General features: G+C 37.9%; 23 protein-coding genes, 1 tRNA gene and 1 pseudogene. 5 read left to right on the top strand and 20 right to left on the bottom strand.

Annotation, left to right across the window (positions count from 1 at the left end; genetic code table 11):
* Positions 1-13 precede the first annotated feature (13 nt).
* Positions 14-166 (bottom strand): hypothetical protein, encoded by a 153-nt coding sequence (locus tag BM000_RS16795; protein ID WP_177178282.1) that lies wholly within the window; start codon positions 164-166, stop codon positions 14-16.
* A gap of 101 nt (positions 167-267) precedes the next feature.
* Positions 268-438, bottom strand: a complete 171-nt coding sequence (locus BM000_RS16790) for a hypothetical protein (RefSeq protein ID WP_177178281.1) — start codon at positions 436-438, stop codon at positions 268-270.
* A 151-nt stretch (positions 439-589) separates the two neighbouring features.
* Here BM000_RS16790 and BM000_RS11075 point away from each other — a divergent pair, with 151 nt between their 5' ends.
* Complete coding sequence (locus BM000_RS11075; protein WP_091498215.1) at positions 590-937, top strand: YjgN family protein; 348 nt, start codon at positions 590-592, stop codon at positions 935-937.
* Between the two features lie 425 nt (positions 938-1,362).
* Here BM000_RS11075 and BM000_RS11070 read toward each other — a convergent pair.
* Positions 1,363-1,435 (bottom strand) — tRNA-Arg (locus tag BM000_RS11070).
* 251 nt (positions 1,436-1,686) lie between these two features.
* Here BM000_RS11070 and clpP point away from each other — a divergent pair.
* On the top strand, positions 1,687-2,271 hold the full coding sequence (gene clpP, locus BM000_RS11065) for an ATP-dependent Clp endopeptidase proteolytic subunit ClpP (protein ID WP_091498210.1): 585 nt from the start codon (positions 1,687-1,689) through the stop codon (positions 2,269-2,271).
* A gap of 138 nt (positions 2,272-2,409) precedes the next feature.
* Here the strand turns inward: clpP and BM000_RS11060 are convergent, their stop codons facing one another.
* Positions 2,410-2,757: a YlbF/YmcA family competence regulator gene (locus tag BM000_RS11060; protein WP_091498204.1), complete on the bottom strand. Its 348-nt coding sequence runs from the start codon at positions 2,755-2,757 to the stop codon at positions 2,410-2,412.
* A gap of 230 nt (positions 2,758-2,987) precedes the next feature.
* Here BM000_RS11060 and BM000_RS11055 point away from each other — a divergent pair, with 230 nt between their 5' ends.
* Together BM000_RS11055 and BM000_RS11050 are read left to right on the top strand one after the other, a co-directional pair.
* Positions 2,988-3,881, top strand: coding sequence for a PucR family transcriptional regulator (locus BM000_RS11055; protein WP_091498199.1), 894 nt, complete (start codon positions 2,988-2,990; stop codon positions 3,879-3,881).
* A 150-nt stretch (positions 3,882-4,031) separates the two neighbouring features.
* The gene (locus BM000_RS11050; RefSeq protein ID WP_091498196.1) at positions 4,032-5,135 is read left to right on the top strand and encodes an ABC transporter ATP-binding protein; all 1,104 of its coding nucleotides are present in this window, start codon (positions 4,032-4,034) and stop codon (positions 5,133-5,135) included.
* A gap of 105 nt (positions 5,136-5,240) precedes the next feature.
* Here the strand turns inward: BM000_RS11050 and BM000_RS11045 are convergent, their stop codons facing one another.
* The 4 genes from BM000_RS11045 to BM000_RS11030 all read right to left on the bottom strand — a co-directional run bounded on the left by BM000_RS11045 (position 5,241) and on the right by BM000_RS11030 (position 8,211).
* Positions 5,241-5,441, bottom strand: coding sequence for an alpha/beta-type small acid-soluble spore protein (locus BM000_RS11045; RefSeq protein ID WP_091498193.1), 201 nt, complete (start codon positions 5,439-5,441; stop codon positions 5,241-5,243).
* Positions 5,442-5,543: 102 nt separating this feature from the next.
* Positions 5,544-6,920, bottom strand: coding sequence for a class II fumarate hydratase (gene fumC, locus BM000_RS11040; RefSeq protein WP_091498190.1), 1,377 nt, complete (start codon positions 6,918-6,920; stop codon positions 5,544-5,546).
* An 88-nt stretch (positions 6,921-7,008) separates the two neighbouring features.
* Entirely contained in the window at positions 7,009-7,800 is a 792-nt protein-coding gene (locus BM000_RS11035; RefSeq protein WP_091498187.1) for a M15 family metallopeptidase, read from the bottom strand.
* 165 nt (positions 7,801-7,965) lie between these two features.
* Positions 7,966-8,211, bottom strand: coding sequence for an IDEAL domain-containing protein (locus BM000_RS11030; protein WP_091498185.1), 246 nt, complete (start codon positions 8,209-8,211; stop codon positions 7,966-7,968).
* 324 nt (positions 8,212-8,535) lie between these two features.
* Here BM000_RS11030 and BM000_RS11025 point away from each other — a divergent pair, with 324 nt between their 5' ends.
* Positions 8,536-9,402, top strand: coding sequence for a cation diffusion facilitator family transporter (locus tag BM000_RS11025; RefSeq protein WP_091498183.1), 867 nt, complete (start codon positions 8,536-8,538; stop codon positions 9,400-9,402).
* A 77-nt stretch (positions 9,403-9,479) separates the two neighbouring features.
* Here the strand turns inward: BM000_RS11025 and BM000_RS11020 are convergent, their stop codons facing one another.
* From BM000_RS11020 to BM000_RS10965, 12 genes and pseudogenes are all read right to left on the bottom strand, one after another.
* Positions 9,480-9,776 (bottom strand): AzlD domain-containing protein, encoded by a 297-nt coding sequence (locus BM000_RS11020; protein ID WP_091498179.1) that lies wholly within the window; start codon positions 9,774-9,776, stop codon positions 9,480-9,482.
* Positions 9,773-10,465, bottom strand: coding sequence for an AzlC family ABC transporter permease (locus BM000_RS11015; RefSeq protein WP_091498177.1), 693 nt, complete (start codon positions 10,463-10,465; stop codon positions 9,773-9,775). The genes BM000_RS11020 and BM000_RS11015 overlap by 4 nt, the downstream gene beginning before the upstream one ends.
* Before the next feature lie 140 nt (positions 10,466-10,605).
* The gene (gene map / locus BM000_RS11010; protein WP_091498174.1) at positions 10,606-11,361 is read right to left on the bottom strand and encodes a type I methionyl aminopeptidase; all 756 of its coding nucleotides are present in this window, start codon (positions 11,359-11,361) and stop codon (positions 10,606-10,608) included.
* 157 nt (positions 11,362-11,518) lie between these two features.
* The gene (locus BM000_RS11005) at positions 11,519-11,620 is read right to left on the bottom strand and encodes a YjcZ family sporulation protein (protein ID WP_091498171.1); all 102 of its coding nucleotides are present in this window, start codon (positions 11,618-11,620) and stop codon (positions 11,519-11,521) included.
* Positions 11,621-11,727: 107 nt separating this feature from the next.
* A complete protein-coding gene (locus BM000_RS11000) occupies positions 11,728-12,486 on the bottom strand; it encodes a (S)-benzoin forming benzil reductase (protein WP_091498168.1) in 759 nt (252 codons plus the stop codon).
* 14 nt (positions 12,487-12,500) lie between these two features.
* Positions 12,501-13,643 (bottom strand): trans-sulfuration enzyme family protein, encoded by a 1,143-nt coding sequence (locus tag BM000_RS10995; protein WP_091498166.1) that lies wholly within the window; start codon positions 13,641-13,643, stop codon positions 12,501-12,503.
* Positions 13,644-14,545: 902 nt separating this feature from the next.
* A pseudogene (locus BM000_RS10990) lies at positions 14,546-15,037 on the bottom strand (metal ABC transporter solute-binding protein, Zn/Mn family); the annotation flags it as partial.
* Between the two features lie 5 nt (positions 15,038-15,042).
* Positions 15,043-15,687, bottom strand: a complete 645-nt coding sequence (locus BM000_RS10985; RefSeq protein ID WP_091498159.1) for a metal ABC transporter substrate-binding protein — start codon at positions 15,685-15,687, stop codon at positions 15,043-15,045.
* A gap of 70 nt (positions 15,688-15,757) precedes the next feature.
* On the bottom strand, positions 15,758-16,846 hold the full coding sequence (locus BM000_RS10980; protein WP_091498156.1) for a GerAB/ArcD/ProY family transporter: 1,089 nt from the start codon (positions 16,844-16,846) through the stop codon (positions 15,758-15,760).
* Between the two features lie 16 nt (positions 16,847-16,862).
* The gene (locus BM000_RS10975) at positions 16,863-17,099 is read right to left on the bottom strand and encodes a hypothetical protein (protein WP_091498153.1); all 237 of its coding nucleotides are present in this window, start codon (positions 17,097-17,099) and stop codon (positions 16,863-16,865) included.
* Positions 17,100-17,107: 8 nt separating this feature from the next.
* Positions 17,108-18,307 (bottom strand): Ger(x)C family spore germination protein, encoded by a 1,200-nt coding sequence (locus tag BM000_RS10970; protein ID WP_091498151.1) that lies wholly within the window; start codon positions 18,305-18,307, stop codon positions 17,108-17,110.
* Entirely contained in the window at positions 18,307-19,863 is a 1,557-nt protein-coding gene (locus BM000_RS10965) for a spore germination protein (RefSeq protein WP_091498148.1), read from the bottom strand. Before BM000_RS10965 ends, BM000_RS10970 begins: the two co-directional genes overlap by 1 nt.
* Positions 19,864-20,362: the final 499 nt, after the last annotated feature.

Here is a 20,362-nt window from a genome sequence, read left to right as displayed (position 1 = left end):
CATTGTTATTTTATTAGCATTTTTTCGGAATAATATTACGATCTAATTCCACTGGCGTCATTGGTTCCTCTGCTGCAAATTCTTCAAAGTTCTTCTTCGGACGAGGTTTAACTTTCTTCGTCTCCTCCTCTCGCTTTTCTGACCATTTCTCCTTCTCTTGACTCATTAGTCGCACCTCCTTTTCTTATTTCAAAGGGATAAAAAGACGCAACCTCACAATGAAGTGCGTCTTAATTGGAAATAATTTAATAACGGAAAAATGAGTGACTATTTTTTAGCAGGTTTACTTTTACGACAAATATGTTGTCTATCTTCAATAGCCGTGAGCTCATTTGCAAATTCTTGTTCATAATCTCTTGATAATGGCTTAGCCACTTCTCGATCATCATGGTTGTTGTTTGCACAACGACAAGAGCAGTGCTTGTCTGTTCTTTCCATTTATCAGCACCTCCATTAATAGCTTCTACCGTAAATTATTAAACATGCATGGCATGTTTTGTAATCCATTAGCTCACATTTATGGTATAGTAGCTTTAGCCTTTTTTAGCATTTATCGCACAATTATATGAAAATTAAAGGAGATTTGCCAATGCATGCACTAATTGAATCAAGAGCTCAAGAAACAAGAAGAGGTGAACAAAGTTTCTTCGATGGTGGATTAGCTCAATATATCGGATGGAAAATATTAGGAACAATTGTTACCGCAGTTACTTTTGGTTTAGCTTATCCATTAGCACTTACAATGATCTATGGATGGAAAATAAATCATACTGTTATTGAAGGCAGACGACTACGGTTTACCGGCTCTGCTGTTGGCCTATTTGGTCATTGGATTAAATGGTGGTTATTAACGCTAATAACCTTTGGAATCTACGGCTTCTGGGTATTTATTAAGCTTGAAGACTGGAAAGTAAGAAACACTTCATTTACGAACTAGGTTATTGATTTCCGAACTATTTTATTTACTTCTATACGTAAAGCAAACCAATTTGGCTATTAAACGCTGTTTTTCAAATAAACATTACTAACATAATAAATATAAAAAGGCTATTGTGGGTTAGCTGTGTTTAACAGGGCTGACCTGCATATATTAATTAAGAGATGCTTAAAAGCGAATTTTACGTCATAATTATCCGACAGCAAATGGTTTTCAGGTTTTCCTAAGTTAAGTCATAAACAGGTTCAATGCATTTTCATTTTTGACTTAAGCATTAAAATAGGAATTCATTTTCACTCTGGCAAATGAAAAAAACCCCCTTCTTACGTCATGACTTATCGCAAGAAGAAGGTTTAGACCGTGCGCTATTCCTAAAGCTATTCAACCGACCTATCAGTTAGCAACAGCAATATAACAGCTTTTAGCGCGCTCGGAGGGATTCGAACCCCCGACTCACGGTACCGGAAACCGATGCTCTATCCCCTGAGCTACGAGCGCATATTAATAACAGACAAAAAATATTATAGCCGATTCAAGCTAGCTTTTCAATGAAAAATTACGCTTTTATTGTAAAAAGCAAAAAAACTTCAGCTCTGTTATAATAATTTTTGCGTTTAGATTACCAAAACAGTGGGGAAAATGTCATTAGTGCTTGTTAAAAAGTTGTTTCGTTTGACCTTTTTTGACCATATAGGTAATATAGAGGTACAAAGATTTTTAGATCATTATTGTTTAAGGAGGAATTACAAATGAATTTAATCCCTACAGTTATTGAACAAACCAACCGTGGTGAACGTGCTTATGACATTTATTCTCGTTTATTGAAGGATCGCATTATAATGCTTGGAAGTGCTATTGATGACAATGTTGCAAATAGCATTGTGGCTCAGTTGCTTTTTCTAGAGGCTGAAAGTCCAGATAAGGATATTTCAATCTATATTAACTCTCCAGGTGGATCAATCACAGCTGGTATGGCAATCTATGACACCATGCAATTTATTAAGCCTGCGGTATCTACTATCTGTGTCGGTATGGCGGCATCAATGGGAGCATTCTTATTAGCTGCTGGAGCGCCAGGTAAGCGCTATGCGTTACCAAATAGTGAAGTAATGATTCATCAACCATTAGGTGGTACACAAGGGCAGGCTTCTGATATTCAAATCCATGCAAAACGTATTATTGAAATGCGTGAAAAACTAAATCAAATACTTTCCGATCGGACTGGTCAACCACTTGAAATTATTGAAAAAGATACAGACCGTGATAATTTTATGACTGCTGCCGCCGCGCAAAAATATGGTTTAATTGATAAAGTGATGGAAAGAAATACTTAAGAATAATAATTTTCAAAAAATAAGTTCGGTTTAGTGCCGGACTTTTTTTATTTTAGCTGGTTAGTCTATTTGAAAAAACACCTCCAATTTAGATGTTCTCTAAAAATTGGAGGTGTTTCTTGATTATATCTTCAGCTTCTATGCTTCTGATCCGTACAATTCCTCTAATGGCTTAGTAATTGTGCGACTAATGTTATTAATTAATTCATTAACACGTTGTTCCTGTTCCATCAGCTTTGAGATTTGTTCATGTTGTTGAACAGTTTCAACAACCTTGCGTGCTTGATCAACTTCTTCTTGTGTTATTTCAATTCCCTGCATTTGCTTTTGCTGTAATTCCATTTGTGTATTTCTAAAATCGTCAAACATTTTCTTGGCAATTTCGTCAGTCATAACAGCATCATACGCACCTTTTAAATCCTTAAATTCATCACTCTCGCGAATAGCTTGCTCTAATGCAGTAGCACTTGCTTGAATATTAGACATTAAAGAAAATCCTCCTAAATTTAATGGTCACGACTTTGACCGATATTTTTCACTGTTCCACTATAACAAACTTATGTCCTTAAGCCAAATGAAAACAGCTTATTGGCGTAGGATTGCCCATTTACATATTCATTCCAGTTACTAAGAACCTTTCTCAATGGACTAGCTATGGGCAATATCCTGCCTATTTGCTATAATGAGAAAAAAAGTTAAAAGTGAGGCTATGTAAAATGATCAAGCGACTTAAAAAAATTTTTCCAAGTCTCATTACAGTTGAGCAAAACAGTCAAGCAACTTCTGACAATTACAGTTGGTTTACCACTGAGACAAATGACGTTATTGGCATTAAGAAAGAAGATATTAATGAAAAAGATCACGCACTATTAGCTTTACTACTAACGCCTTTATCTAGTGCTTATCCCCCGATTACTGCTCGTGAAAAACAGTGGTTTAGGCTTTTATTTGAAGATGGTTCTTTTCCATCTCAACCAGTTAGTAAATTCAGATTTATCTATTTCTCACTTTCGAAAGCAGAGATTGATCCTATTGACTTTAGAGCAGCAATTGATGGACTTTACTCTGAGCTACCAGCTATTATTTGGGTAACAACTGATAAAGGAATAATTATTGAGGAAAAAACCTCAGAGGATCAAAATATTAAAGCATACTATGAAATGATTGAAGTATTTGCTAGTGACTTTTATGTAGATGTGAAATTTCTAGTCGGCCCCTATTTAACTGACCTTAATAAAGCAAATTATTATTTTAAATGGATAGAAACATGCTATAGCCAAATTAATCAGTATAGCATTAAAGCCGTGATGACCTATGTCATGGCAGTCCCATACTTATTACCATCCCTTCAAGATCACGATATGATTAATTTTTTAGTAGCAGCTATTTTAAAAGATTGTGCAGAAGACGAAAGCTTATTGCGAACAATCCAAACTTATCTTGAATCTAATTCAAATACAACGCTCGCTGCCAAAGAAATGTATATGCATAGAAATAGTCTTCAGTATCGAATTGATAAGTTCATTGAAAAAACTGGAATTGATGTCAAACAGTTTGAAGGCGCGCTTTCCGTCTACTTAGTTTTACTTATTCAAAGGCACTTTGTTTAGTCACCATAATGCCTGGTTAACGAAAAAATGTAAACGTGCACAATTTGATTATAACTTCTTTGTGCACTCTTACCATTTACCTTCTCAGTCGTTTTTTGTACACTAGCCATATAAGTTAAAACGCTTTCAAAAATTAAGGAGGATTTAACAATGGCTGAGTTAGTACTAAAAAATATTGATAAAGTATATGAAAAGGACGGCGTCAAAGCTGTTGATGATTTTAATCTTGAGATCAAGGATAAAGAATTTATTGTATTCGTTGGTCCATCTGGTTGTGGTAAGTCAACGACTCTACGTATGATTGCTGGATTAGAGGAAATTACATCTGGTGAGTTTTATATTGATGATAAATTAATGAATGATGTTGCACCTAAAGATCGTGATATTGCAATGGTTTTCCAAAACTATGCCCTTTATCCGCACATGAATGTATATGATAATATGGCATTTGGTTTAAAACTTCGAAAATTCCGTAAAGACGAAATTGAGCGTCGTGTAAAAAACGCAGCACAGATCCTTGGTTTAGAGCCTTACTTGGATCGTAAGCCAAAAGCGCTTTCTGGTGGTCAGCGTCAGCGTGTGGCACTCGGTCGGGCAATTGTCCGTGATGCAAAGGTTTTTCTTATGGATGAGCCTTTATCAAACCTTGATGCTAAACTACGTGGACAGATGCGTGCTGAAATCCAAAAGTTGCATCAACGTCTTCAAACAACAACTATTTATGTAACGCACGATCAAACTGAAGCGATGACAATGGCGACACGAATTGTTGTTCTTAAGGATGGCTTAATTCAACAAGTAGGTGCTCCAAAAGAAGTATACGATTTACCTGACAACATTTTCGTTGCTGGTTTTATTGGATCGCCTGCAATGAACTTCTTTAATGGAACCTTAGAGGAATCAGGATTCCGTGTTTCACCTAAACAAACCATTCAAGTACCTGAAGGAAAAATGAAGGTGTTACGTGAGCAAGGGTATGTCGGTAAAGAGGTTGTTCTTGGTGTGCGTCCTGAAGATATTCATGATGAGCCTGTCTTCCTTGATGCAAATCCTGGCTCAACTATTACAGCTGAAATTGAAGTTGCTGAGTTAATGGGCTCAGAGTCATATCTCTACTCTAAGCTTTCTGAACAAGAATTTATTGCTCGTGTTGATTCACGTACTGATATTAATGGTGGAGAATCATTGCAGCTTGCGTTTGACATGCATAAATGCCACTTCTTTGATCTTGAAACTGAAGAAAGAATTAAATAGTGTATACCCCCCTTTTATATGGGAGGTGCTTGCAATTACAGCACCTCTCTTTTTACGCACTTAAAATGAGAAAGGTATCTAGCAGTTCAACTAGATACCTAACAATTATGACCTTGGTCCAATTTGTTGCTGCGCTTGCTGAACAAGTCTTTTTGTGATTTCCCCACCAACTGAACCATTGGCACGAGCTGTTTCACTAGGACCAGGGGTAACACCAAATTCTTGGGCAATTTCATATTTTAATTGCTCTAGCTTTTGTTCAACGCCGGGAACAACTAGTTTGTTTGTACGATTTCTTTCAGTCATTGTTGTTCACCTCCCTTAATGATAGTATGGAAGGTTTTTAACTTTTTACTGACGGCAATTACTTGTTACGAAGAGATTTTTTTCCTAACAATAGCGTTGAAGCTAAATCATTTGCTTAGGGTCCACCCACTTATCAAACTGGCTCGCCGTTAATAACTTGAGCTCTACGGCAGCTTTCTTTAACGTTATTTGTTCATTAAATGCTTTTTTGGCAATTTTGGCTGCATTTTCGTAACCAATGTGCGGATTTAGTGCCGTTACCAACATTAATGACTGATTTAAATAGGCTGCCATCCTTTCTTCAATAGGCTTTAAACCCTGCAGGCATTTTTGATTAAAAGAAATGATACTGTCTGATAGCAATTGCACAGACTGTAAGAAATTATAGATAATAACCGGTTTAAACACATTTAACTGGAAATTGCCTTGACTAGCAGCAAATCCTATTGCGGCATCATTACCCATGACCTGAACCACCACCATTGTTAGAGCTTCAGCCTGCGTTGGATTTACTTTACCAGGCATAATGGAACTTCCAGGTTCATTTGCAGGAATTTCAATTTCCCCCAGTCCAGCCCTAGGACCACTGGCAAGCCAACGAACATCGTTAGCAATCTTCATTAAATCAGCAGCCAGGGCTTTTAAACTTCCGTGAGCGCGAACAAGTTGATCATGGCTTGTTAATGCATGGAATTTGTTAAGTGCTGAGTGAAATAATATACCGGTATCCTCGCTAATTTGCTTTGCAACTAAGTCACCGAAGTTGGGATCTGCATTAATGCCTGTCCCCACTGCTGTCCCACCAATAGCTAACTCAGTCAAATATTTTTGATCGTCTGTAAGCATTTGCTTAGCCTTCTCAAGCATGTGCACCCAGCCACTTATCTCTTGACCAAAGGTAAGTGGCGTTGCATCTTGCAAGTGGGTCCGACCTATCTTGACGATCTGGTTAAATTGCTGCTGCTTTTTCTGTAACGTTTGCACCATCTGCTCAACAGCTGGGAGTAATGTTTCTGTTAGTGCCAAGGTGGCAGCAATGTGCATCGCTGTTGGAAAAGTATCATTTGAGCTTTGTGATTGATTAAGATCATCATTTGGGTGGAGACGATCTGCTTCACCAGATTTAATGAGATGCTCATTTCCTATGTAAGCAAGTACTTCGTTGACATTCATATTTGTTTGCGTACCACTACCTGTTTGCCAGACAACAAGTGGAAAATGGGTGGCTAAATCATTTTGTAACACATGGTCACAAGCATACTCAATCGCTGCTATTTTTTTAGGAGATAAGCGGTTAACCTTTCCATTCGCCTTTGCTGCTGCCTTCTTTAGTAATACAAAAGCATTAATTAATTTATCCGGCATTTTCTCGGTTCCTATCGCAAAATTATCCAAACTCCGTTGTGTTTGTGCACCCCAATATTTATCTCCATCTACTTCAACAGATCCGAGTGTATCATATTCCATTCTCTTGTTCATTAATATGCCCTCTTCCTTTTGGGTTTTTAAACTATTTTACCATACAAAGGCAGGACAACACGTTTTAAATAGAAAAGAAAAGGATAACCTAGCTGTTATCCTCTTCAAAATGATAGCCGAAATATTCTTCTAAAGTTAAATTCTTCTGATAAATTGCCTGGGCAATATCATTCCCAACATAACGAACATGCCAAGGTTCATAAGCATAACCTGTAATGGCCATTTTATCTTCTGGATAACGAATAATAAAACCAAATTTATGAGCCTGCTCGGCTAACCAACTACCTTCATCTGTATTAGAAAATGCTTGTTCCAATGCAAAAGAAGCAGAAGCTGCACTAATATCCATTGCTAACCCAGTTTGATGCTCGCTTGTCCCTGGCTGGGCAGAAAACATTCTAGCATGCTCTTCGCCATTACGGTCAACATTATTCTGAAAGATAATAGCCTGCCTGTCATAGGATCGATAACCTGACATTGCGACTAAATCTAAGCCCTCAGTAGTTGCAGCCTCGAATAACGCCTCTAATGCTTCAGCTGCCTCTGCCCGCATTAGCCTACGATCATCGCCACTATCTGCATAATGAGCAACCTTAGGCTCTATTAAATCAGGCGGTACATAACCATCAGGGAGCTGACGTTGTTTATTAACATATACGTCTACATCGTCTGGATTACTTACCACAAACAAACCCGATTGTGAACTGACCTCAACCACATTTTTATCCACCTTTCGGAAAACCGCCAAAGCTTTGGTGTTTTTTTCATTGTGTAAAAAGTTCTTGACACTACCAAATTCACGCACTTGCAGCGGCTGATTAATAGTCTGGTTACAACCACCTAACATTAATAAGGTTAATAAAAGTAAACAATAACGCATAGACAAATCTCCTTTTCTCACCATTACTATAGCATATCTCAATGGGTAAGAAAAACAGATAGATATTACCATTTTAACTAGCCTATCTTATTTGCTTTCCAGTCTGCAATAAGCACTATCTGGCAACAAAAAACAGATAAGCATCACGCCCATCTGTTGAAAAATTTAATACTCGATAGAATAATGTTGATTATCTTGACTTAGCTGCTTAAATAACGCAATGTCCTTTGACTGCAATGCTCGATCAATTTGGTTATCAAAGTTAGCCTTGTTCCGTTCTGAGATGAGTTCATCCATTATTAACTGAGCTAAGAGCTTAATTTCAAAGGATAAGTCGCGTTTGGCCATGATACTTGTTCCAAAGCCTTGATAGTTATTGGATAACCGATAAGACATTTTTTCTTTTTTCATGGATTCCAGCCCCTTCTCTCTAATTTACTTGGGTATATACCACTATACCCTTTTTCTTTAATATTAAACGATCAGAACGGGGTATTTTATTTTGAAGCGGGTATATTAAATAAAGTAATCTTTTAATGTAATAAATTAAGGTTGACTACTATCATATGCAGACAAAACTTATACGTGCTTGTCCTTAGTAAATAAATTTGATCAGAACCAACTTCATTGTTAGGTACAAACTAGTGTGGGTAAGAGACCACATGTTTCTGTAGACCCACACGACTTTGGGATGATAGACTACTGTATGAATGAATTGTGGAAGGAAGAAGTGAAATGAATCCTTATGATCAATTAAAAGAAGGCGAGCGTGGGGCATGGGTAAGTATCATTGCATATTTACTACTGGCCACTACCAAGCTAGTCGTATCTGTACTAGCTAATTCGCAAGCATTACAAGCAGATGGTTTAAACAATACCACAGATGTGATTACCTCGGTTGCTGTACTTATTGGCTTAAGGATATCGCGAAAGCCACCTGATCACGATCACCACTATGGACATTTTAAAGCTGAATTAATTGCTGCCCTTATTGCTTCTTTTATTATGGTAACGGTTGGTTTACAAGTTATTTTAAGTTCAAGTAGCTACCTTTTGTCAGGAAACCTTCCTGAACCAACCATGCTTGCCGCATGGACATCATTAGGCTCTACTGCAATTATGTTTGGTGTCTATTGGTTTGTACGCCAACTCTCCAAAAAAACGAATAGTGCTTCTTTACACGCGACAGCACAAGGAAATTTGTCTGATGCGCTCATTAGCTTTGGTGCCTTTCTGGGAATAATACTGACAAGAATAGGTTTGCCGTGGCTTGACCCCGTTATTGGTATTATCGTTGGTTTTATCATTATTTATGCTGCTTGGGATATCTTTAAGAGCACAAGTCATACACTCACTGATGGATTTGATGATGAATCGGTAGAAAAAATAAGAGAAATTATTGCTCAAGATGGCGAGGTTATTAAAGTTCAGGATATTAAAGGTCGTAGGCATGGCAATCAAATTTTTGTCGACATTACGATCTACGTTGACCCCTATATAACTGTAAAAGAGGGGCATCGTATTACTGATCGAATTGAAGCTAGATTGGCAGAGGAACATGGTATTCCACATGCCCATATTCATGTAGAGCCTAATAAGTAAAATCTACTTTAGAGAAAGAAATGCTTAATTTCTTTCTCTAAAAAATAATACTGTTAAAACTTAAATGAGAACATAAATTAGTTAAGCAAATAAACAACAAGAGAAGCACCTAATACTACGATTACGATGTGAAGTTTAAACACTGATAATAAGATAGCGGCTGTTCCACCAGCTAAGCCAATGTATGGCTGGTCTGGTATCACGTTAATTACCCCTGGAAAGATTAATGCGCCTAATGCTGCATACGGAATAACCTCAAGCCAGCGTCCCATCCATTCTGGGAATCTAATACGATCAACAATAAAGGCTGGTAGAAGTCTTGGTAGGACCGTGACGACAGCCATAAGGATAATAATAAATAAAGGATTGATCATGATTGCCTCCTCACTAAAAAGCTCCCAAAGAAACTAGCGATAATAGTTGATAGGACTATTGCCCAGCCGTCTTGTAAGATGTGTCCGAACGTATAATTTAACACCATAGCAAGGATGGCAACTGCACCATATTTTAAGTTTTTTGTTACAGAAGGCACTAATAATGCAATAAACATTGCATAAAGCGCAATTCCCAGGCTTTGGCTTATTGAAGTTGGCATAACATTACCAACAATTCCGCCAATGATCGAGCCGATTACCCAAGATAAGTATGCTTGTAAAAATAAAGCACCATAGAAATAATACCCTTTTACTTCTTTCGTTTGTTTTGTTTTAAGCGATGCTACTGAGAATGTCTCGTCTGTTAAGCCAAGAGCGAGTAATGCCCGCCATCGATGCGGAAAGCTTCGCGACTGATACATAAAAGATAGGCTAAGAACAAAATGACGAAAGTTAAGAACAAATGTTGCTAGTACAATTTCGACTACGCCAGCGCCTAGCACTAGCATATTTGTACCCATAAATTGAGCCGCACCGGCATAGACAAGGACACTCATACTGGTTAATTCAAGCAAAGTTAATCCTGCCTGTTTTGCCAGCACACCATATGTAATCGCAATTGGCAGATAGCCAAGCATAATTGGAACACCTGCGACCAAACCCTGTTTAAACTGGCTAGTTTCTTGCATCTCACCACCCCCTTTTATAGGTTTGTCAATTTAGTTTTTAGGGTTGAACACGTTATATAATTTTATTAATTATAAACGTTTCCTTGCTTAATTTAAATAGCTTTACCTAGTACACCAAAAAAAAGAAGCTAGCCTGTAAGCTAACTTTCCTTTTGTTCAGTTAAGATAAGTGGTTTATCTTTGGTAATAATAATGGTGTGTTCAAATTGAGCCGATTTCTTGCCATCAACAGTTCTAGCTGTCCAATTATTATCGTCCATTTTACTGTGCCATGTTCCTTCATTAATCATCGGTTCAATTGTAATAGCCATACCCTCTTTTAAGCGCGCACCTTTTCCAGGTTGCCCGTAGTGTGGAATATGCGGCTGCTCATGAATAGTTGGTCCAATACCATGGCCAGTAAAATCGCGCACAACTGAAAACCCCTCTGATTCTGCATACTGCTGAATAGCATGACCAATATCGCCTATTCGATTACCAGCCTTAGCCTGCTCAATTCCTCTATATAAGGAAGCTTTCGTTACATCTAAAAGCTTGCTTGTTTTATCATCTACTTCCCCCACTTGGTATGTCCAAGCAGAATCAGCTAAGCCACCATTTAGATTAACAACCATATCTACGGTTACAATATCACCGTTGTTTAAAGGTTCTTTACGTGGAAAGCCATGGCATATTTCATCATTAATTGAGGCACAGGTAGCAAATTTGTAACCATTGTAGCCTTTTTGCTCTGGTCTTGCACCGTGTTTTTTTAAGTAGTTCTCAACAAATTGGTCAATTTCCGTCGTTGTCATACCGGGTTTAATAATGTCTGCTAAGGCCTGATGAATGTTTGCTAACAATTCACCAGCTGCTGTCATTAATTCAATTTCACGTTTACTCTTTCGTTGAATCATTTAACATTCTCCTTTCCCATAAATACTATATCATATATTTTATCATTGTATTAAGGATTAACCATCAGAATACATAAATGTCCGGTAAAAGAGGTTTAGGCCATGGTTTTTACTGACAAAAAAGGGGGACTCCTATTTGGAATCCCCTTTAGTCTATTTAGTATCCGCCGTATCCCCAAGATGCCCCGATAATTATTAATAAGATGAATAAAACAACAATTAACGCAAATCCAGAGCCATAACCATATCCTCCACTCATCTTGAACCCTCCTTTTCCACTTGAGTCACTTATAGGATATGTGGGTAGCTCAAAAGTGGGAAGGGTTATTAAGAAAATTGGGTAAAAGCCTGCTAAAATGGCTAAGGTTACAAATAATCATTAATATGATAACGCTGACCACTTACTAAATTATCTTCATCACCTAGCAACTTTAGCAGCACTTTAGCTACCTGATCAGCCGACCGAAGCTTGTGTTCAAGCTGATATTGCTTAAATTGCTCAACTTGTTGAAATGCCATTTCATCTGTAGAGCGAATCTCACCTTGCATACCGGTGTCCATTATGCTGGGATCAAAGATGATAATCTTATTATCGCTGTTGAGCTCGCGTTCTTCTAAAGCAGCGGTCTCAGAGAAGTGATTTAATCCTGCTTTTGATGCGCCATACGCACTCCAACCATAAGTAATACGATTAGCTGCGCCCGAAGAAATATTTACAATGACTATCTTAACATTTGCCTTATGAGCTGCTTTTAATGCCAAAGAGGTTATGTGCATCGGCGCTAATAAATTTAGTTGCATGTGTGCCTGAACGTCATCAAGATGATGCTTTGAGACCGTATTAATTGGTTGTACGGTAGCTGCATTGTTAACCAAGTAGACACAATCTGTCTCCTTATTGAAAATATTGGTAATAATTTTAGCAAAACATTGTTTTATTTGCTTTACATCTGTTAAATCGCAGCTAAAATGTTGATAAGTTGTTTGCTGATGCAAAGCTACTTCATTAAGCGCATTATTTTGATTCCTTGCCAGACCACTGACATGCACGCCTTGTTGAAGCATATGCTTTGCGATAGCTGCACCAAGGCCTTTCGATGTGCCCGTTACAATTGCATGTCGCATCATCATTCCCCTTTTTAGTTTGTTGCTAAGTCAATTGCCTGGGTAAAAACAGAGATAATATCGGCTGAATTCTCGATTCCTACCGATATTCTTACAAGACCCTGAGTAATACCTAATAATTCCTGTTCCTCAATTGCTAATGCACGATGTGAGGTGGAACGTGGATAAGAAACTGTCGTTTCGACACCAGCCAAAGTCGGGACGATCTTGATCCACTCCAATGACTTAAAAAACACATCAATGTTACAGTTCTTAGTTAGATCAATCGACACAATGGCCCCATTACCCGCTTCAGAGGCGTGCTCAGGATAGTAGACACAATCAACTGCTGGATGGTTTGCTAGTGCACCTGCTAACTTAGTAGCATTGGAAACTTGGCGCTCCATTCGAATCGCTAATGTTTTTAACCCTCTGCTAGCTAACCATGCTTCAAATGGACTTAACGTCGTCCCTAAATTAATTGCCCTTATTCTGGCTTGTTTAATAAGCGCTTCTGATCCAACTACCACCCCAGCCGTTACATCACTATGTCCAGCTAAATATTTAGTAGCACTATGTACAATAAGATCAATTCCCTTGTTATAAGGTTGAATCAAATAAGGTGTTGCAAATGTATTATCAATAATCGTTTTTAAACCGTATTTTCGCGCCAGATCAACAATAGTATCAAGATTCTCAACTCTAAGTAACGGATTGGTAATTGATTCTGAATAGATAAGGACAGTGTGCTCTTTAATTGCACTTTCCATGAGCGTTTGATCAGTAAAATCAATAAAACTAACCTCAATACCAAAGTTTTTTAGTTCAGCATTAAAGAGCTCATATGTTCCGCCGTAAATATCTGTTGCTGCAATAATATGATCACCTGCTTTAGCAACTGCCAGAACTGCTATTAAAATTGCGGCTAGTCCTGATGAAACAGCTATTCCTTGAGAGGTAGCTTCTAAGTGAGCAACTGCTTCTCCTAGTTCATCGGTATTAGGATTGCCTACCCGAGAATACAGGTAACCTTTTTCACCATTATAAAAGCGCTCAATATCTGCTAAATCATTAAATTTAAAGGCTGTGGTTTGAAAGATTGGCGTTACCTTACTTTGGACATCATCAGCCTTTTTGGTAGAAAAGTGGACTGCTTGCGTATTAAAATGGTTTGTCATCAGTTCGCCTCCCGAATTTAGTTAAAGATATCTATACTCTAACGTATTCCTGCACAATTCGGCAAGCACAGCTTAGCTAATTAACAACATTATTTCACGATTAATTTAATTCTAAAACGAGATCAAAGCTTTTTTGTCAGAGGACCAAGCAAGACTCAGTACTTTATTACCAACATACTTTATGGGGGTTAGTAACTCAACTTTCGCATCAACATATCCAGGTTTAGCTAAGCTGGCTGAGGGGTGGGCGAAGGATTAAGTCTACGGATTGACAGGACCAGTAACTCGTTTGATGAATTAGCCCTTTCTTAAATAAAGCTATCGTTATTAACCCTTAGTGGGGATATGTTCGCTTTATGTCAGTATTAGAGCTACACCTTGTCGGTCGAGAAGATAGTAGAGGGCGGCTTTCGAAGCAGCAAATGCCAGCACCTTAGCTGGATGACCGCTAATAAGCACTATTTCCCCTTCTACTCCTGATTTTAAACGGATTCATTCCTGATGAACATTCCACCAAGGGGAGATAAGCAATGGGTGAGACTCCTGCGGGAATAGCACGTGTCCGAAGACTCCACAAAAAAGTGGTCTTTGCTTTCTAAAGAGGCTGAGACCGTGCCCTTGGGTGCTAGCGTGACACTGAAGAATTGAAGATGTCATGCTTGTGCCCTTGGGTGCTAGCGTGACACTGAATATGGAATGTCAGACTAAGTGCGCGACTTCGTGTCGCAACGCCTAACCGACTCACATCCTGTGAGCCTGAAGATGTCACGTTCGTGCCCTTGGGTGAAAGCGGCCTTTTTTGCTGGAGCCGTACAAACATTTGCATAACCAACGCTGTTTGATATATAACCCAAAAAGAAACCTCATTTCTTTAACAAATGAGGTTTCTTGACCTTATCAGTTTATTGTAAAGCTTCTTCTAATACTGATATATTATGATTCATTAATGTAAAGTAGTCATCTTCATTATCTATATCAATTTGAGTTAAAACCTCCAGATTATGGAACTGTAGACTCGTTAAGCCAGCCTCGTCCTGAATAACTGAAGCAACTCTCGGTTGAATATTTTGCTCAAAAATAACATGGTTAATTGATGAATTCTCAATTAGATCTAAAATTTCTGTAAGCTTACGTTGAGAAGGTTCATCTGTTGGTGAAATACCTGTTATGGCAATTTGCTCAATACCATAATCCCTTTCCCAATAACCGTATGCTGCATGAGTAACGAGTATCTTTTTATTCTCATATTTATTAATGGCCTCCGAGAACTTTTCATCAAGCTCCGTTAATTTATCAGCCAACGTATTAAATTGACTGGTAAAATACGCTTCTTGCTCTGGCATAAGTTTAATAATGGCAGTAAGAATTTCTTCGGCTAACTGTATTGATAATCTTGGACTTAGCCAAACATGAGGGTCATACTCACCATGATCGTGATCGTCATCAGCATGATTATCACTGTGATCCTCTTCACTTCATAATCGTGGTCGTGGTTATGATCATCATCACTTTCATGGTTATGATCGTGACTATGATCACCTTCATCTTCATGACCATGATCGTGACTATGATCACCTTCATCTTCATGACCATGATCGTGACTATGATCACCTTCATCTTCATGATCATGATCGTGACTATGATCATCTTCATCTTCATGACCATGGTTATATAACATTTTCTCCAAGTTGGCTGAAGCTTCTAAGAAGCTAACAGATTCATTGTTAAGTGCCTCTTGAATTTGCGGAGCAAAAGCTTCCATTTCACGATCATTAAAAATGAATAAATCGGCTTCTGCTATCTCTACCATCATCCTAGAGGTCGGTTCAAAGGTATGCGCATCAGATCCAGGTGGAAGAACAGAAGATACAGAAACATATTCACCACCTATTTCATTAGTGAAATACTCAAGTGGATAAAGTGTTGTATAGACCTGCAACACGCTCTCTGTCTGATCTTCTTGGCCATCCTCCTCTGTTGCTCCACAAGCAACCAAGACTAAAATGGTTATGTACATACCTAATGCACGAAAAAATAATTTCATTGGTTTTCCCCCTTACTATAATCTACTAAGTGATTATATCGTAATCATTACGTTTTGTAAACAGTAATTATTACGTTTTACGTAATTGACTAATTTTTTTACTCACAACAATAAAGAGGGGAATGAGAAAACCAACAATAAAACCAAGGACCAAATACGTTGAATTTATCGCTTCAAAATCATAAAACACATTAGGGAAACTAGTCACTGAACCCGTCCATAACAAGAAGCTTACTGGAATTGAAATACTTTGATGGCGCTTGAGCTTAAATAGGTGTTGAACGGCTTTTACAATAATGAAATTCGTTGTAGCTATTTTGAAGAATATTGTAAAAAACCAAATAAACGCAACTAAAACCTCTATTCTTTCAAAAAATTGGGCAATGCGAATATTTTGTCCTAAAACATAAATGGGATAGGTATGTCGGACTGTTCCTTGTACACCTAAAACAGCTATTGAGGCAAACGTAACAATCATCATGCAGAATCCAGCTAGAAGACCACCATATAAAAAAGCCCTTTTCCCATCTTTACGATTATTGACCGAGCTTAAGATAATGACTAAAGTAATCACTTCCAGAAAAGTCATTCCAACTAATGGAATGGCACCTATTACAGTACTCATTTTGTTCAATTGCATGATTGGTTCAATATTTTCTAACCGCGCCTCTGGCCATACTAGTAAGGCCAGAAGAACTAAACTTAAAATAGTAAATGGAAAGAAAATTTCAATACTTCTTGCAATAACCTCTATTCCATAACGAACAGCAATTAAGCTCGTCATTGTCGATATTAAGGCTATTGCGGCAGGAGGGGTTCCCATTAGAATTTGAAGCCCAACAAACTCTGATAGCGCCCAGATGTTAGCAATTCCAGTGTAATAAGCAAAAATAATTAACGCTCCTATAATCACATTGCCGATGATTTTACCGACTGATTGATCAATAGCTGAAAAAAAATCAAGCGTATCGTCATTACTAACCGTTGCATTAAACAAAAGAATTAACACCATTCCGATAATTGTGGAAATTAGCACGGTAATCCAGCCATTTTCTTGTCCGTAGCTTGTCGCAATTGAGGGAATGAATACGATAGAAGTACCTAGTAAGTTCATAAATACTAAAACGAGAAATTGTTTTGAACTTATTTTCTCTGTCATACCTATACCTCCAAATCTACATTCGATACTTTGCTAGCCACTTTTTAACGGGTTCTTTTAATGGCTTTAATAACGTTGCCATTAAAGCAGCAAAGCTTATTATCTCGAGTTTTAAAATAGCACTTAGCACATAGAGACCTGAAATAAGCATACCCCCTAAAAAAAACAACAAATCTTTTGATTGGTAGCGTTTATACTCGTACATAATTAGACAAATACTAATAATAATTAACATACAAATTTGGATCAGCATGGCCTACTTCACTCCCTTTGTTTGTGAATTAATTCGTCATATAATGGATTGGTAATCATACCACCATGCTCAATTCTAACTGAGGAATCGATTTTGATATTAGTCGTTAGAAAGTATTCATCCCAATTTTCTTTGTATTTAGCTTCCCATTCATGGGGATAGTCCCGACGAATAAGTTCACCAAAACCAAATATATCCGTTTCAAATTCCTTGGCAACGGCAATACTTCGTGCTAATAATTCATTCAACCTTTCTGCTGCATAGCGCTCAATCTCTTGAATAACCGCTTGATCTTGGAAGGTCACATCTGCATTTACCTCCCCGAAATTTGCTGTTGATTCTACTGATACAGTAATGGTTATTTCATCATCCTTAATAACGACTGATCGATCGGTTGAACTTGATGTTGTCTCTAAAACAATATAGCGTCCATCCTGCCAAATTAACCGACCAACGGTACTGGCAATATTATCTGTAATGTAATTAAACCCCTTACTCTGATCTTCATTTAGCCAGCCGATTAACTTATCCTCATTAAACACACCAATATGCTCAACAAAAATAGTAGCATAGGGATCCTGGGTCTCGACATTGGCTAAGGTACTCCCTTTTTCAGCATCGCCCCTTATAAATACACCAGTCATTACTGCCTGCTTCCCATCAGATAAAATCGCGTTAACTAATTCATCTAATTTTACCTCTTTCGTAGGCGCCCAGAATTTTTCGGACGACTCAATACTCGTATATATTTTTTCAGCTGAAATATTCTCTAATGGCGATACGATGCCGAGCACTTTTTTGGCTGTCGTATCTTTAGCAATCGTCATGACAAAGTCAGACCTAAATTCATGATCACGCATTAAAAAATCCAATGTATCAGCAATTCCTCTGCGGGCCATACCCTCACCATAAATAACGACACGAATATGACTTAAGAACAGTTTCCTTGGTGAGGTAGCTGTTAGCCTCCGAATGGCCTCAAAAAAGGTATCTGCTTCCACAGTATAATTAGTAACTGACGTTCGATTCGCCTTATCCTGATTAGCAGCAATTTCAGACGGATTAATAACCTGTAAAGTAACTTGGAACTTGCCATCGTGATAATCAATACCAATCGCTGTTGCTAGCATCATATCTGAGAGTTCGACTGCACTCCAACAACCTGAAAGTAATAGTACGGTTATTATTGAAATAAGAAATATTCTCATTAGCGGCCTCCGTTAGGTGGTTCAGGCGCATGGGTTCGGTTTTTGACAATGTTTTTTTGGCTAATTAAATGGGGCCGCTCACGCTTTTTCCATAATGGCGCTCTAACAAATACATCTTTCTGTCCTTGCCAAACAAATGGCGCTAACGGTGTTAAGTAAGGAATTCCAAATGATCTTAAGCTATTCAGGTGTAGCACCATAAAAACCATTCCGGTGAAAATACCGTATAAGCCGAATGAAGCAGCTAAAAACATAAAACCAAACCGTAAAATTCGGACGGAAATTGCCAAATTATACGACGGGAAAATAAAGCTACAAATTGCCGTTAAGGATACAACAATAACCATGGTAGCAGATACGATCCCAGCATCTACAGCTGCCTGCCCTAGGACTAGTGCACCAACAATTGAAATAGCAGATCCAACTGTACTGGGTAATCGAATCCCTGCTTCACGTAACAGTTCAAAGGTCACTTCCATTAAAAGTGCCTCGACAAGCGCAGGAAATGGAATACCCTCTCGTTGAGCAGTTAGACTAATAAGTAAGGTTGTTGGAACCATTTCTTGATGAAAGATAGTCAAAGCAATGTATAAGGATGGTGTTAATAAAGCTAAGAAGAAAGCTAAGGTACGCAATAACCTAAGTAAAGTAGCAATATCACTTCGCTGATAATAATCCTCACTTGATTGTAAAAAGTCGACAAATAAAGCAGGAATCAATAATACAAACGGCGTACCGTCTACAATAATTGCAATTTTACCCTCAAGAATGCCTGCTGATATTGCATCTGGACGCTCCGAATTATAGACAGTTGGGAATGGCGTATACGTATCGTCCTGTACAAGTTCTTCAATATAGCCGCCTTCAAGGATAGCATCTATCTTTATATCATTTAAGCGCTTGTCTAATTCCTGAACAATATCATCATTAGCGACCCCATTTAAATAGGTAACAATTACGTCCGTTTGCGTTTTTTCACCAATGCAGTACTTTTTCATCCATAAATTAGGATCTTTTATTCGCCTTCTAATTAATGAAACATTAGTAGCAACGCGCTCGGTAAATGCTTCTTTAGGTCCCCTAACCACCTCTTGCGTTGTAACACTCTCAATCCCACGACTTTCACCACCCTTTGTGTTAAGTGCCAGACCAGATATTTGTTGTTCAACTAATAAAATAGAATCACCTGATAATAAGGCTTTTAACATGCTAGCAATGGTATTTACTTCTGTAACTGAACCAACTGATAATAAATTTGCTTTTATAGCAGGTAATATGGCTTTATTATTAGTCCGTTTTAATTCGGATGAATCTAACATAAGTTCATGAAGTAAATCAATATAAACAGTCTGTTGATTAATTAACCCATCGATATACATTAACGCTGCTTTTATATCATTTAGTTGGAATTGTCTAATGACAAGGTCTTCACTATGGCCAAGCATCTGACTTGTCAGCTCAATATTTTCTGCTAATACTTCAGAAAGGTTAACATCGTGATCATCTGAGATGTTTTCAATAATGTGCTTTTCTTGTTTTCTAGAGCGTAATCGCATGCTTTCCTCTCCACTCATTGTGTAGTTTTTGTTAGCTTTTACCTAATCTCTTTAATTATGTATCTGATTCCTGGCGTATTTTTTTAAAAAAAAGAGCCACCTGAGTCAATTTCATAATTACTGATAAGAGATGAATATACGAACATTAAGAAAATGATAGTCGATCACCAGGGCAACGATTAAGGTTAGAACAGTGATCCGTTCCGGCAGCCAATGGACTCTCTTTCCGAAGGCATCGCCTCAGCTAACTTGAGTAGCAGGAAGCGCTCCTCAAGTGGATCTTCGGCTGATGCTATTCCTTCCGGAGTCTCGCCCATTGGCTGTCTCCACTTAATTATGTAGATCTAATTAGGTGTCTGCGTTATCAATGGACAGTCCTAATACATACTTAAACGTATTTAATCTTTCAATTTATGCTCACACAAATAAAAGAAGGGGTAAGCATACCTATCATCAAGCATTCAGCAGTCCCGTAGACTCCTATGGGAACAAATCACTT

The sequence above is a fragment of the Amphibacillus marinus genome (genome assembly GCF_900110345.1).
Lineage (GTDB): Bacteria > Bacillota > Bacilli > Bacillales > Amphibacillaceae > Amphibacillus_D > Amphibacillus_D marinus.
The sequence above is the reverse complement of the archived record's forward strand: the minus strand, read 5'-3'. Positions and strand labels throughout refer to the sequence as shown.